Origin of the sequence: Yersinia alsatica (assembly GCF_025133195.1) — a bacterium.
Taxonomy (GTDB): domain Bacteria; phylum Pseudomonadota; class Gammaproteobacteria; order Enterobacterales; family Enterobacteriaceae; genus Yersinia; species Yersinia alsatica.
Genome location: NZ_CP104006.1, coordinates 482,362 through 495,667, shown reverse-complemented (window position 1 = coordinate 495,667; position 13,306 = coordinate 482,362). Strand labels below are relative to the sequence as shown.

The following is a 13,306-nucleotide window of genomic DNA, read 5'->3' as shown; positions in this document are numbered from 1 at the left end:
TGTTTATCCCTTCGCTGAAAGTGTTGCCTCGACGATACGCATCGCCTCGACAGTTTCTTTGACATCATGCACTCTGACAATCTGCGCGCCTTGCATTGCTGCAATAACAGCGCAAGCGACACTCCCGATGACCCGCTGTTGTGGCGGGACATTCAACAGCTGACCTACCATCGATTTCCGTGACATCCCCACCAACAGTGGCAATCCAAAATGGTTAAGTTCAGCCAGATGTGCCAATAGCTGGTAATTATGCGCCAGATTTTTACCGAAACCGAAGCCTGGGTCGAGTAACAATTTACTTTTTGCGATACCGGCCGCAACACAACGCTCGATATGGTGCTCAAAGAACTGATTTACATCGGCCATTAAGTCATCGTAATGGGGAGATTGCTGCATACTTTGTGGTTGCCCTTGCATATGCATCAGGCATACCGGCAACCCGGTTTTTGCGGCGGCATCAAGCGCGCCGGGTTCTTGTAATGAACGAATATCATTAATTAAGTGAGCACCAACACCAGCCGATTCGGTGATAACAGCCGCTTTAGATGTATCAACCGATAGCCAGACATCAAAACGTTTTGCCAACGCTTCTACCACAGGCACCACTCGGTCAAGTTCTTCTTGTTCACTGACTTCAGCAGCCCCGGGGCGGGTAGATTCACCACCAATATCAATCAGCGTAGCACCTGCTGATAACATCAGTTGAGCATGTTGCAGCGCTTTATCAAGATTATTGTGATGCCCGCCATCCGAAAATGAATCCGGGGTGACATTCAGGATACCCATAACCTGCGGATGAGTGAGATCCAAAACCCGATCTCTGGCAATTAATTTCATGCAATAGCGCCTTAAAGTGGCAATTCACTTTGATTCTATACAACAGAAAAAGAAAAACCCCGAGCAAGCTCGGGGTTTATATTAATCACAACGCTTTTAGATGCCAACAGTAGACTTACTTATCGCCCAACTGCTCTGACATTGTATTGCCTGGCGTTGGGGTACGCGGTTCATCAACCGGCGTAGGAGCCTTTGGCGTACTATCATTGTCAGTTGATTTATTTTTGTTCGCATCATCCCAACCGGCTGGCGGACGGACTTCTTTGCGATTCATCAAATCATCAATCTGTGGTGCATCAATGGTTTCATACTTCATCAGCGCATCTTTCATGGAGTGCAATACATCCATGTTTTCTAAAAGCAATTTATGTGCACGCTCGTAGTTACGCTCGATAAGTACTTTAACTTCCTGATCGATAATACGCGCGGTTTCATCGGACATATGCTTAGGTTTCGCCATAGAGCGACCAAGGAACACTTCGCCCTCTTCTTCAGCATACAGCAATGGCCCCAGTTTCTCGGAGAAGCCCCACTGTGTCACCATGTTACGCGCAATAGACGTAGCCACTTTGATATCATTTGATGCGCCGGTAGAAACTTTTTCCGGACCATAAATGATTTCTTCAGCAAGACGACCACCATACAAAGTAGAAATCTGGCTTTCCAGTTTCTGGCGGCTGGCACTGATAGCATCACCTTCCGGCAGGAAGAATGTCACACCCAATGCACGACCACGTGGAATGATGGTCACTTTATGTACTGGGTCATGTTCAGGTACCAAACGACCAATGATCGCATGCCCTGCTTCATGATATGCCGTCGATTCTTTCTGCGCTTCTGTCATTACCATGGAGCGACGTTCCGCACCCATCATAATTTTGTCTTTCGCTTTCTCGAACTCAACCATCGAAACGACGCGCTTGTTACCGCGAGCAGCAAACAGCGCAGCTTCGTTTACCAAGTTAGCCAAGTCGGCACCAGAGAAACCTGGTGTACCACGAGCGATAACTGAAGCATCAATATCGATATCTAATGGCACGCGACGCATATGAACTTTCAGAATCTGTTCACGGCCACGGACGTCTGGTAAGCCAACCACAACCTGACGGTCGAAACGGCCTGGACGCAGTAACGCTGGGTCAAGAACGTCTGGACGGTTAGTTGCCGCGATGACGATGATGCCTTCATTACCTTCAAAGCCATCCATCTCAACCAACATTTGGTTCAGCGTCTGTTCACGTTCGTCATGACCACCACCCAGACCTGCACCACGCTGACGGCCTACCGCATCAATCTCATCGATAAAGATGATACAAGGCGCGGCTTTCTTAGCCTGTTCAAACATGTCACGGACACGGGATGCACCCACACCGACGAACATTTCTACGAAGTCAGAACCGGAAATAGTGAAGAATGGCACTTTAGCCTCACCTGCAATGGCTTTCGCCAGCAAGGTTTTACCGGTACCCGGAGGCCCGACCATCAACACGCCTTTCGGAATCTTACCGCCCAGTTTCTGGAAGCGGCTTGGCTCACGCAGGTATTCAACTAATTCACTGACTTCTTCTTTTGCTTCATCACAACCGGCGACATCAGCAAAAGAGGTTTTTATCTGATCTTCTGTCAGCATGCGAGCTTTGCTCTTGCCAAAGGACATCGCCCCTTTGCCGCCACCGCCCTGCATTTGACGCATAAAGAAGATCCAGACCCCAATCAGCAACAGCATTGGGAACCAGGAAATAAAGATAGAGGCCAGCAAGCTCGGCTCTTCCGGTGGCTCGCCAACAACTTTCACATTTTTAGTCAATAAGACATCTAACAGCTTTGGATCGTTGACCGGAATGAAAGTCGTATATTTGCTGTTATCTTTCTTACTGACGTTAATTTCACGTCCATTGATACGTGCTTCACGAACCTGGTCTTGGGTTACATCGGACATGAAAGTAGAGTAATCCACTCTACGGCCATTCGATTCGCTGGGTCCAAAGCTCTGGAATACAGACATCAATACGACTGCAATAACTAACCAGAGAATTAGGTTTTTCGCCATGTCACTCAAGGGATTAACCTCATATTACAACTGTGTTAACAAACAGCGTTAGGGTACTACAGTTTCCGCCCTGTCGCTACAATGTACACTTCACGCGATCGCGCACGAGAAGCGTCTGGCTTACGAATCTTAACTTTCGTAAACAGGGAGCGAATTTCCCGTAGGTATTCATCAAAGCCATCTCCCTGGAACACCTTCACCAGGAAACTTCCGCCTGGTGCAAGTACATCACGACACATTTCCAATGCTAATTCAACCAGATACATTGATTTAGGTATATCGACTGCCGGAGTACCACTCATATTCGGGGCCATATCAGACATGACCACCTGAACTTTTTTATCCCCAACACGCTCAAGCAAAGCTTTCAGGACCAGTTCATCACGAAAATCGCCCTGAAGGAAATCGACACCAACGATAGGATCCATTGGTAGAAGATCACATGCGATGATCCGCCCTTTACCACCGATCTGGGTTACAACATATTGGGACCAACCACCAGGCGCAGCACCTAAATCCACGACTGTCATACCCGGTTTAAAAATCTTATCGCTCTGTTGTATTTCATCAAGTTTAAACCAGGCGCGGGAGCGTAGCCCCTTTTTCTGCGCCTGAATTACATATTTATCGCTAAAGTGTTCTTGTAACCAGCGACTGGAGCTAGCCGAACGCTTTTTATTAGACATCTCTTTTTCCAACTATCTTAATTAAGAGCCCGCGCATCTATTGCTTAGCTCGCGTAAACTCCCCAATCGACGTAGACCGATTTGGTGATACACATGAGATGGCGGTAGAATGAACCGTTTTCAATCCCAACTTAAGCAAAAAAGACGATGAATCTGAATAACAAACAAAAACAGCACCTGAAAAGCTTGGCCCATCCGTTAAAACCAGTAGTAATGCTGGGCAATAACGGGCTAACCGAAGGGGTGCTGGCTGAAATCGAACAAACGCTGGAACATCATGAACTTATTAAGGTGAAGATCACTGCTGAAGAGCGTGAAACCAAAGCCCTAATTGCTGATGCCATCGTGCGTGAGACCGGTGCCGTTAACGTCCAAATCATCGGTAATATTTTAGTGCTCTATCGCCCAGCAAAAGAGCGCAAGATTATTTTACCGCGTTAATGACGCCTGTTTTATAGAAAAGGTGCCATGCACTTTGTTCTGATAAAAGGCCGCGAGCGGCCTTTTACTTTTCTTTACAACTTCATTTCTTATAAAAAATGTGTACTTACTATTCAGATGGACAAGTATTACACATAATCTACATGAAGAATTTCATATTCTACTTCGCCGCCTGGAGTACGAATAACAACCACATCATCGACTTCTTTACCAATCAGGCCACGAGCAATAGGTGAGTTAACTGAAATAAGATTTTGTTTAAAATCAGCTTCGTCATCACCCACAATCCGGTATTGCTGCTCTTCTTCGCTATCTACATTTAATACACGCACCGTCGCGCCAAAAATAACGCGGCCGTTATTTGGCATTTTGGTGATATCAATAACCTGCGCATTAGAAAGCTTGGCTTCAATTTCTTGAATACGGCCTTCACAGAACCCTTGCTGCTCGCGGGCTGCATGATATTCCGCATTTTCTTTTAAATCGCCATGCTCACGGGCATCAGCAATATCAGAAATAATTTTAGGCCGACGCACGCCCTTTAAATAATCCAGTTCTTCACGCAATTTATCTGCGCCACGTACCGTCATCGGAATCTGTTTCATCTTTTAAATACCTCTAAATCTATCCTGTTCAAAAAGCCGTCATCCTAACGTTTTCGAATGAAAATGCGGCTAGCCTGATGCCCTACCCGCCTCCAGGCGATAAACAAAAAAAATCACCCCCGGAGCCAAAACCCCAAGTCAGGATCAATTTTGCATTTTGATATGCATTTTAACGTAGAGTTCCTTTAGGGTCATCGTTTACTTTCGCCCTCGTTGCACCGTAGTATGGCAACACGTTATTCAGCAGTTATACCGAAATTATGCATTTTTCACGAATTGTCAGTGGATTGGCCTGTGCTATTGCGCTCAATATCAGCATATCTAACGCCAATGCGGCTCAGGTTGAGAATTACACACAATATCTGCCTGATGGGGCAAATCTTGCGTTAGTAGTACAAAAAATCGGGGCTACCACCCCGGCAATAGACTATCACGCCCAGCAAATGGCCCTGCCCGCCAGTACACAAAAAGTCCTGACGGCGCTGGCCGCGCTATTACAGCTTGGCCCTGATTTTCGCTTCAATACCACATTAGAAAGCCACGGTACGATCACCGATGGGGTATTACGTGGCAATTTAATTGCGCGTTTTGATGGCGACCCCACCTTAACACGTCAGCAGTTGCGTAATATGGTAGCGACACTAAGAAAAGCAGGTGTGAAGCAAATAGCAGGCGATTTGATCATTGATACGTCGGTTTTTGCCAGTCATGACAAAGCCCCTGGTTGGCCGTGGAATGACATGACGCAATGCTTTAGTGCCCCACCAGCGGCGGCTATTGTCGACCGTAACTGTTTTTCTGTCTCTCTCTATAGCGCCCCCAATCCCGGTGATATGGCATTTATTCGTGTTGCCTCCTATTACCCAGTGCAGATGTTCAGTGAAGTTCGTACCTTAGCCAAAGGCTCGCCAGATGCACAATATTGCGAGTTAGACGTTGTTCCAGGTGAATTAAACCGCTTCACACTTACCGGTTGCCTGACACAACGTAGCGAACCGCTGCCATTGGCCTTTGCGGTACAAAATGGTGCCAGCTATGCCGGGGCTATTTTGAAAGATGAACTGAAGAGAGCAGAGATCCAAATTGACGGCAGTTTGCGCCGCCAAACTACGCCAAATGCAGCAGGAACCGTGCTAGCACAAGCACAATCCGCGCCGCTACATGACTTGCTAAAAATCATGTTGAAAAAATCTGACAATATGATTGCCGATACCGTGTTCAGAACGATTGGCCATCAGCGTTTTGGGGTGCCGGGTACATGGCGTGCCGGCGCTGATGCTGTCCGTCAGGTTTTACGCCAAAAAGCGGGTGTGGATCTGGGGAACAGTATTGTCGTGGATGGTTCGGGATTATCACGCCATAACCTGATTTCACCGGCAACCATGATGCAGGCACTGCAATATATTGCTCAGCATGACCAAGAGCTTAACTTTATCTCAATGCTGCCATTATCAGGCTATGACGGCACATTACGTTATCGCGGTGGGCTACACGAAGCGGGGGTAGATGGTAAGGTTTCGGCTAAAACTGGGGCATTACAAGGCGTATATAATCTGGCTGGATTTATTACTACCGCCAGTGGGCAACGTATGGCATTTGTCCAATTCTTGTCGGGCTATGCAGTGCCTCCCGAAGATCAAAAAAATCGCCGGGCACCTTTGGTTCGTTTCGAAAGTCGCCTGTATAAAGACATTTATCAGAATAACTGAGAACCATGAAACTACTGATTGTTGAAGATGACGAACTGCTGCAGCAAGGGATAGCGATGGCACTGACCAACGGGGGTTACGCCTGCGATTGTGCCGGTACCGCAGCCGAGGCGCACAGTTTATTGCTAACCAGTCAGTACAGCATGGTAATCCTCGACCTCGGATTGCCGGATCAGGATGGTACCGTATTATTGCGCCAATGGCGTCGCCAACATATCACGCTGCCGGTCCTGATCCTCACTGCTCGCGATGCACTTGAAGACCGGGTTGATGGGTTAGATGCTGGCGCTGATGATTATCTGATAAAACCTTTCGCGTTAGCCGAGTTACTGGCGCGCGTCCGGGCGCTGATCCGCCGCTATCAAGGGCAGAGTGACAATCTGGTGCAGCAAGATGACCTGAGTCTTAACTTATCAACGCAGCAGGTCTGTTTGCAGGGCCAACCGTTGGAAGTGACTCCCAAGGAGTTTGCCATTCTCTCACGGTTAATTATGCGAGCCGGTCAAACCGTCAATCGTGAAATGCTGCAACAGGATCTTTATACCTGGAATGATGATCTCGGTTCCAACACGCTGGAAGTGCATATTCATAACCTACGACGTAAATTGGGCAAAGATCGTATCCGGACGGTGCGCGGCATCGGCTATCGACTGGAAATTCTATGATGATCAGTATGCGCCGTCGTCTTATTTTAATGTTGGCGTTAATATTACTGGTTACTCAGTTGATCAGTGCATTCTGGCTCTGGCATGAAAGCCAAGAACAAATTAGCTTCCTGGTTGATGAAACTCTCAGTGCAAAAGTGCGCAATGAGCGAGTGGATACCGAAATAGCCGAGGCTATTGCTTCACTGCTTGCGCCGTCACTTATCATGATGGCCATCACCCTATTGCTCTCGTTCTGGGCGATCAGTTGGATCATTCGGCCACTGGATCAATTACAGCAGAAATTAGCTGAGCGTTCGGCTGATAATCTCACCCCGGTTGTTGTAAACAGTGACATGCAAGAAATAGTCTCTGTCACCTCAACACTCAATCAACTGTTATCCCGGCTCGCCAATACCATCCAGCAGGAACGCCTGTTTACTGCCGATGCGGCACATGAGCTACGCACTCCTCTTGCCGGTATTCGGTTGCATCTTGAGTTGATGGAGCAGCAAGGTATTGCTGAAAGTAAGCCGCTCATCAGCCGCATTGATTTATTAATACATACCATTGAGCAATTGCTGATGCTGTCCAGAGCTGGGCAAAATTTTGCCAGCGGGCTTTATCAGACATTGGACTGGGTTGAAAATGTGGTGCAACCATTGCAAGAGGAGCTCACAGAAATGTGTGCGCTTCGCCAACAGACCTTGCAGTGGAAAATTCCTCCCCATGCTCAAACTCAGGGCGACGCCACACTACTACGTTTGATGCTGCGTAATTTGGTCGAAAATGCCCATCGCTATAGCCCGGTTGGTAGCCAAATATCCGTCAATATTGCCGCTGATGCACAGGGCACAGTATTGCAAGTCATTGATGAAGGTCCGGGAATAAAACCGGAACAAGCAGGTGAACTGACACAAGCATTTCGCCGTATGGACCAACGCTATGGTGGCAGTGGCTTAGGGCTAAATATTGTTATCCGCATTGCCCAATTGCACCAAGGCCGGCTGACACTGGAGAACCGCCTTGACCGCTCCGGGTTAGTGGCACAATGCTGGATACCGACAACGACTCATCGTTAACTCTCCGTAGATTAAACAAAAGGGCCACCACGAATGGCAGCCCTTGTTCACATCTGACGCTATTAACCAATCACTGCTGTGGGACTTAACGCTCGTAGATAAACTCTACGCCGTCATCATCTTCTTCATCCCAATCATCATCGTCTTCGGCTTCCGCTTCGGCTTCCACTTCAGCCAGTTGTTCACGGTGATAATCATCCCACATGAATTCAACTTTTTCTGGCGCGCTTTCAGTAATAGCCATCGCTTTGGGTTGCGAGTTAAGGAAGTTCATTACATCCCAGCATAACGCATTCACATTTTCGCGATTCGCCGCCGAGATCATATAATACTTATCTTCCCATCCCAGAGCTTCTACGATCGCTTTAGCGCGTGCTTCAGCTTCTTCCGGGTCTACCAGGTCGATCTTGTTGAAAACAAGCCAGCGTGGCTTCTCAGCAAGGTTCTCACTGTACTGCTGCAACTCATTAATAATGATTTTGGCATTTTCGACCGGATCAGATTCATCAATCGGTGCTAAATCCACTAAATGCAACAATACGCGGCAACGTTCCAGATGTTTCAGGAAGCGAATACCCAGGCCAGCACCTTCTGAAGCGCCTTCAATCAGCCCTGGAATATCGGCCACCACAAAGCTCTGCTCGTGATCCATACGTACCACACCCAGACTTGGGATCAGGGTGGTAAATGGATAATCAGCCACTTTTGGTTTCGCGGCAGAAACGGCACGGATAAAGGTCGACTTACCGGCATTAGGCAGCCCCAACATACCGACATCAGCCAGCAACAGCAGCTCTAACGTCAGATCGCGTGTCTCGCCTTCGGTGCCCATGGTTTTCTGACGTGGAGCACGGTTTACTGAAGATTTGAAACGGGTGTTACCTAAGCCGTGGAAACCCCCTTTCGCGACCATCAGGCGCTGACCGTGACGGGTCATATCACCCAAAATCTCGCCGGTTCCTTGGTCCAGTACACGAGTACCGACCGGAACTTTAATGGTGATATCTTGGCCACGTCTCCCGGTACAGTCACGGCTCTGACCATTCTGCCCACGCTCAGCGCGGAAAGATTTCACAAAACGGTAGTCGATCAAGGTATTGAGGTTTTCATCAGCCAGCAGGTAAATATCACCGCCGTCGCCACCATCACCACCGTCAGGGCCGCCATTAGGAATATATTTTTCGCGACGGAAACTGACACAACCGTTCCCACCGTCGCCGGCTACAACCAGAATCGTAGCTTCATCTACAAACTTCATTTACTTTCTCCGTAACTCATTCATCAAGCTGCTATTTTTACCGAGCAACCTGATTTATTTCTGTCCGACGTGGCCACCAACGGTGCCCAATTGCGGAAAACATTGCACCTGCCACTACCACGAATGCGCCGACGTATCCCACAAAGTTGAGGGAAGGTGCGGCAAACATATCTGGCCAGGCCAGCGCCAATAAAATTGAAAAAAACAAGGTAAACAGCGGCGTCAAAGTGACGAGAGCGCTTACCTGCGCTGCCTGCCAGCGCGCCATGGCTTCAGCCAAAGCGCCGTAGCCAACCAGGGTGTTAACCCCACAGAACAGTAAACAGGCAAGTTGCCACCCATTTAGCTGCAAAATAACGGCTGGCTTCGCTAATGGGAACAGTGCTATTGCACATAAAGTGTACAACAATAATAAGATTTGTTGCGATGCCATACGCCTTAATAGCACCTTCTGAGCGACACCATAGCTGACCCAGACCACCGCCGCACAGATGCCTAATACCACACCAAGAGTGTAATCCGTCAGCCGAGTAAAGATTTCATGCAGACTGGTGTTAAAAAATAACAACAGGCCGCAAATCAACATACCCGCGCCAATAACTTGGCTGATGCGCATCCGCTCCTTTAAAATCAGGACACTGGCAACCATCATCCCAACCGGTGAAAGCTGCCCGATAACCTGAGATGTCGTCGGACTAAGATATTGTAATGATGAGCTGAAGAAGATGAAATTCCCCAGCAAGCCACAGGTCGCAATAATCAGTAATACCAACCAGCGACGTTGGCGAAAAAGTTTAAGAGAGGGCAACTGACGACGCGAAGCCAGAATAATCCCCAAGCCGATAGCTGCCATCATAAAGCGATACCAAACAATGGTATAAGGCTCCATAACTTCGAGCACTTGCTTCATTGCAATCGGCAAGGCACCCCAGAATACGGCAGTGGTTAGTGCCAAAAAAATACCTAAACCAGCTTGCTGCTTCGTATCCATTTTTTACCAGGGGGGTTAACCCAGAAATGTAAAAAGCCCCGCAACGAAATTGCAGGGCTTACATCTATTTACAGGACGCGAAAAACTTATTCAGCTTCGATGCTGATAAATTTACGGTTTTTCGGGCCTTTAACTTCGAACTTGACTTTACCGTCAGCCAAAGCAAACAGAGTATGGTCTTTGCCGCAACCTACGTTGATGCCTGCATGGAACTTAGTGCCACGCTGACGAACGATGATGCTGCCTGCCAGTACTGCTTCGCCGCCAAAACGTTTTACGCCAAGACGTTTACTTTCGGAGTCACGACCGTTACGAGTCGAGCCACCAGCCTTTTTATGTGCCATTTATCCGCTCTCCTAAATCTTAAGCGCTGATGCCGGTGATTTTAACATCAGTGAACCACTGACGATGACCTTGCTGCTTACGGTAATGCTTACGACGACGGAATTTAACAATCTTAATCTTCTCGCCACGACCGTGAGCAACTACCTCAGCCTTGATCTTGCCACCATCGACTAAAGGAGCGCCGATATTGATTTCTTCACCGTTAGCAATCATCAGAACTTGGTCAAACTCAACAGTTTCACCAGTTGCGATGTCCAGCTTTTCCAGGCGAATGGTTTGACCTTCGCTTACTCGGTGTTGTTTACCACCACTTTGGAAAACCGCGTACATATAAAACTCCGCTTTCCGTGCACTCCACTTTTGTAGTCCAGAGCGCACTATAAATATTCACAATAGGGCGCGAATTCTACGCAAAAATGTAGTGAATGACAAGTATATAATCAGCACAAGAGAAGAAAAAAAGCACAGTTTCTTACATCTCGTTTATTTGATAGATTTTTCAAGTACAATCATAGTCTCAGGGAACGTCATGTAATAATGTGGGCGGTAATCTCATCGCAGTTAAAGAGAAAAACAGCTGAATATAACAATGAACCTAGAAAAGATTATCGAGTTAACCGCGCCAGATATGGCGGCAGTAAACACAACAATTCTCGACCAGTTGAACTCTGATGTTGTCCTTATCAATCAGTTGGGCCATTACATCATCAGTGGCGGTGGAAAACGAATCCGTCCAATGATTGCTGTTTTGGTAGCCCGAGCGCTGAATTATCAGGGCAACAAACATATCACGGTCGCAGCATTGATTGAATTTATCCATACAGCGACTCTGCTGCACGATGATGTTGTCGATGAATCAGATATGCGTCGTGGTAAAGCCACAGCGAATGCTGCATTTGGCAATGCTGCCAGTGTATTGGTGGGCGACTACATCTATACACGTTCATTCCAAATGATGACCAGCCTTGAATCACTGCGGGTTCTTACATTGATGTCAGCAGCAACTAACGTTATTGCTGAAGGCGAAGTTTTGCAGCTCATGAACTGCAATAACCCTGACATCACTGAAGAAAATTACATGCAGGTCATCTATAGCAAAACCGCTCGCCTGTTCGAAGCAGCATCACAGTCTGCGGCCGTGCTGGCAGATGCCAGTGAAGAACAAGAACTGGCATTACAGAATTATGGGCGTTATCTCGGCACTGCCTTCCAGCTTATTGATGACTTGCTGGATTACAGCTCTGATGGCACCACTTTGGGTAAAAATACCGGTGATGACCTAAACGAAGGCAAACCGACCCTGCCGTTGCTGCATGCAATGCATAATGGCACACCAGAGCAAACAGCGATGATCCGACAAGCAATTGAACAGGGTAATGGCCGTCATTTACTTGAGCCTGTCTTGCAGGCCATGCAACAGTGCGGCTCTCTGGACTATACCCGCCAACGTGCTGAGGCAGAGGCAGATAAAGCGATTGCTTCATTACAGATTTTACCTGAAAGCCATTATCGTCAAGCCCTGGAAGGGTTAGCGCATATTGCCGTGCAACGCTCGTTTTAAGAAATCATTAGGAAACTCTGGCATAACTGCCCGAGTTTTCCTTCTCGCTAACAAACCAAACACAGTCCATCCTGCCAACCCCTTCATATCTAAGCCATTTTATAGCTTATTGCCGACTTTAGCTGATAAAGGTGAGAGCTGATTATTGCCCCCACTGACTCGCACTAATCCGTCTTCAGTCGCTCTATAAGACTTTTAGCACCCTCGCGAAATATAAAAGTAATGACCTGCTCCCTTTCTGCCTCGGTAAAACGATAATAGGCTTCAACCCATAGAGACAGCGGGTCTTGCCGCGTCGGCGTATACTTGGCGGGATCTTCCCTTAACTGTAATGAATTCAGTATCGTAGTGGGTAAACTCTCAATATGATACTCAACAGCCTTTCCCTGCACACCACGGCGGCGGCGCTGTTCCCATCCCTCACGTTTAGCCATGAGGTTTACTCCTTGTGGTGATGACGGTAGCCCATCAAGACCTGCCAATTCCTTAGCGGCAAACCACTCTTTTTTCATGGCGTTGCTTCCTAATATGCGTTGTGACACAAAACAGGAATATTTAGAAAACATTTAAAATTTTTCAGAAAATAAATGTTACTATGCTTCTAAATGATTACTTTATGTTCACAGTACGATTAACAATGTACCGTTATTTATATCACTAACACGTCAGCTGCTTAGAAAAAAAAAGGATTAAAGATGATTTTAAGGAAATCTGATTGGCATCCAGCCGACATCATTGCGGCACTACGTAAAAAAGACACCACACTGGCGGCCCTCTCTCGAAAAGCGGGCTTAAGTTCATCTACACTTGCCAATGCGTTAACACGCCCTTGGCCAAAAGGGGAATGGTTGATTGCTGAGTGCCTGGACATTCATCCTTCTGAAATCTGGCCAACACGCTATTTTGATGCAAAGACAGGGGTTCTTCTTGACCGAAAAGTAAGGATACGTCAGGCCAATGTACCGGCATAAAAAAACCGCCGATGAATAATGTCGGCGGTTGATGAGGCCATATTCAGAGGTCACTTTCGCCTTCTGTAATGGCCATACTCTCTATTATCACTTTCTATGCCCAAGTCATTAGCGCTATGGCAGACA

Annotated in this window: 15 protein-coding genes; 6 read left to right on the top strand and 9 right to left on the bottom strand. The window is 47.4% G+C overall.

Annotated features, from left to right (window positions below):
* Window positions 1-3: 3 nt before the first annotated feature.
* From folP to rlmE, 3 genes are all read right to left on the bottom strand, one after another.
* Window positions 4-837 (bottom strand): dihydropteroate synthase, encoded by an 834-nt coding sequence (gene folP, locus N0H69_RS02265; protein ID WP_050110316.1) that lies wholly within the window; start codon window positions 835-837, stop codon window positions 4-6.
* A gap of 115 nt (window positions 838-952) precedes the next feature.
* On the bottom strand, window positions 953-2,887 hold the full coding sequence (gene ftsH / locus N0H69_RS02260; protein ID WP_050121734.1) for an ATP-dependent zinc metalloprotease FtsH: 1,935 nt from the start codon (window positions 2,885-2,887) through the stop codon (window positions 953-955).
* Window positions 2,888-2,943: 56 nt separating this feature from the next.
* A complete protein-coding gene (gene rlmE / locus N0H69_RS02255; RefSeq protein ID WP_050110318.1) occupies window positions 2,944-3,573 on the bottom strand; it encodes a 23S rRNA (uridine(2552)-2'-O)-methyltransferase RlmE in 630 nt (209 codons plus the stop codon).
* Between the two features lie 147 nt (window positions 3,574-3,720).
* Between rlmE and yhbY the strand changes: the two genes are divergently transcribed.
* Window positions 3,721-4,014, top strand: coding sequence for a ribosome assembly RNA-binding protein YhbY (yhbY, locus tag N0H69_RS02250; protein WP_004389225.1), 294 nt, complete (start codon window positions 3,721-3,723; stop codon window positions 4,012-4,014).
* 128 nt (window positions 4,015-4,142) lie between these two features.
* Here yhbY and greA read toward each other — a convergent pair whose 3' ends face one another.
* The gene (gene greA, locus N0H69_RS02245) at window positions 4,143-4,619 is read right to left on the bottom strand and encodes a transcription elongation factor GreA (RefSeq protein WP_004707053.1); all 477 of its coding nucleotides are present in this window, start codon (window positions 4,617-4,619) and stop codon (window positions 4,143-4,145) included.
* A 260-nt stretch (window positions 4,620-4,879) separates the two neighbouring features.
* Between greA and dacB the strand changes: the two genes are divergently transcribed.
* From dacB to pmrB, 3 genes are read left to right on the top strand one after another with little or no spacing between them, the layout of a single operon-like run.
* Window positions 4,880-6,328 (top strand): serine-type D-Ala-D-Ala carboxypeptidase, encoded by a 1,449-nt coding sequence (gene dacB / locus N0H69_RS02240; protein ID WP_050121735.1) that lies wholly within the window; start codon window positions 4,880-4,882, stop codon window positions 6,326-6,328.
* 5 nt (window positions 6,329-6,333) lie between these two features.
* Window positions 6,334-6,993, top strand: coding sequence for a two-component system response regulator PmrA (gene pmrA, locus N0H69_RS02235; protein WP_050152061.1), 660 nt, complete (start codon window positions 6,334-6,336; stop codon window positions 6,991-6,993).
* Window positions 6,993-8,054, top strand: a complete 1,062-nt coding sequence (gene pmrB / locus N0H69_RS02230; RefSeq protein ID WP_050152079.1) for a two-component system sensor histidine kinase PmrB — start codon at window positions 6,993-6,995, stop codon at window positions 8,052-8,054. Before pmrA ends, pmrB begins: the two co-directional genes overlap by 1 nt.
* 85 nt (window positions 8,055-8,139) lie before the next feature.
* Here the strand turns inward: pmrB and cgtA are convergent, their stop codons facing one another.
* The 4 genes from cgtA to rplU form a co-directional block, all read right to left on the bottom strand.
* Complete coding sequence (gene cgtA / locus N0H69_RS02225) at window positions 8,140-9,312, bottom strand: Obg family GTPase CgtA (protein ID WP_050152060.1); 1,173 nt, start codon at window positions 9,310-9,312, stop codon at window positions 8,140-8,142.
* A gap of 37 nt (window positions 9,313-9,349) precedes the next feature.
* Entirely contained in the window at window positions 9,350-10,303 is a 954-nt protein-coding gene (locus N0H69_RS02220) for a DMT family transporter (protein WP_050121739.1), read from the bottom strand.
* 86 nt (window positions 10,304-10,389) lie between these two features.
* On the bottom strand, window positions 10,390-10,647 hold the full coding sequence (rpmA, locus tag N0H69_RS02215; protein WP_002210179.1) for a 50S ribosomal protein L27: 258 nt from the start codon (window positions 10,645-10,647) through the stop codon (window positions 10,390-10,392).
* Window positions 10,648-10,666: 19 nt separating this feature from the next.
* The gene (gene rplU, locus N0H69_RS02210) at window positions 10,667-10,978 is read right to left on the bottom strand and encodes a 50S ribosomal protein L21 (protein ID WP_004707048.1); all 312 of its coding nucleotides are present in this window, start codon (window positions 10,976-10,978) and stop codon (window positions 10,667-10,669) included.
* Between the two features lie 259 nt (window positions 10,979-11,237).
* On the opposite strand from rplU, the gene ispB reads away from it, so the two are divergent.
* A complete protein-coding gene (gene ispB, locus N0H69_RS02205) occupies window positions 11,238-12,209 on the top strand; it encodes an octaprenyl diphosphate synthase (protein WP_050152059.1) in 972 nt (323 codons plus the stop codon).
* 164 nt (window positions 12,210-12,373) lie between these two features.
* On the opposite strand, the gene N0H69_RS02200 is transcribed toward ispB, so the two are convergent.
* Window positions 12,374-12,721 carry a DNA-binding protein gene (locus tag N0H69_RS02200; protein WP_004707046.1) on the bottom strand — a complete coding sequence of 116 codons (348 nt, stop codon included), beginning with the start codon at window positions 12,719-12,721 and terminating at the stop codon, window positions 12,374-12,376.
* A gap of 183 nt (window positions 12,722-12,904) precedes the next feature.
* Here N0H69_RS02200 and N0H69_RS02195 point away from each other — a divergent pair, with 183 nt between their 5' ends.
* Window positions 12,905-13,180 carry a helix-turn-helix domain-containing protein gene (locus N0H69_RS02195; protein WP_050110324.1) on the top strand — a complete coding sequence of 92 codons (276 nt, stop codon included), beginning with the start codon at window positions 12,905-12,907 and terminating at the stop codon, window positions 13,178-13,180.
* The last annotated feature ends 126 nt before the right edge of the window (window positions 13,181-13,306 follow it).